The organism is Pectobacterium betavasculorum, from assembly GCF_000749845.1.
Classification (GTDB): domain Bacteria; phylum Pseudomonadota; class Gammaproteobacteria; order Enterobacterales; family Enterobacteriaceae; genus Pectobacterium; species Pectobacterium betavasculorum.
Genome location: NZ_JQHM01000061.1, coordinates 1 through 528 on the forward strand (window position 1 = coordinate 1; position 528 = coordinate 528).

General features: G+C 60.2%; 1 protein-coding gene. It reads left to right on the top strand.

Features of this window, described 5'->3' with window-relative positions:
- On the top strand, positions 1-528 hold a 528-nt coding region (tssI, locus tag KP22_RS21090; RefSeq protein WP_039326384.1), incomplete at both ends, for a type VI secretion system tip protein TssI/VgrG.

Consider the following 528-nt stretch of genomic DNA (forward strand, 5'->3'; position numbering starts at 1 on the left):
GAAGTCGAGCTGAAAGACTACAGCTTCAAGACACCAGCTTACGGCCTGTCGCACAAGAAGATGAGCGGCGAGCTGGCACACCAGCGTGAAAGCTATCAGCATTACGACTATCCGGGGCGCTATAAACAAGACCCGAGCGGCAAGGCGTTCAGCGACTATCGTCTGGATGCGCTGCGGTCAGGCGCGGTAACCAGCGAAGGGGAATCCAACTGTGCGGGGCTGATGCCGGGCAATACCTTTACCCTGACGGAGCACCCGAATGCAACGTTGAATGCGGTGTGGCAGACGGTGAGCGTGACGCACGTCGGGCAGCAGCCGCAGGCGCTGGAAGAGGAAAGCGGCGGCGAACCGACGACGATGAGCAACAGCTTTGCGGTGGTGAAAGGCACAACGACATGGCGTGCCGCGATGCCGTACAAACCGATGGTGGACGGCCCACAAATCGCCACGGTGGTGGGGCCAGCGGATGAAGAGATTTACTGCGACCAGCACGGCCGCGTGAAGCTGCAATTCCCGTGGGACAGATAC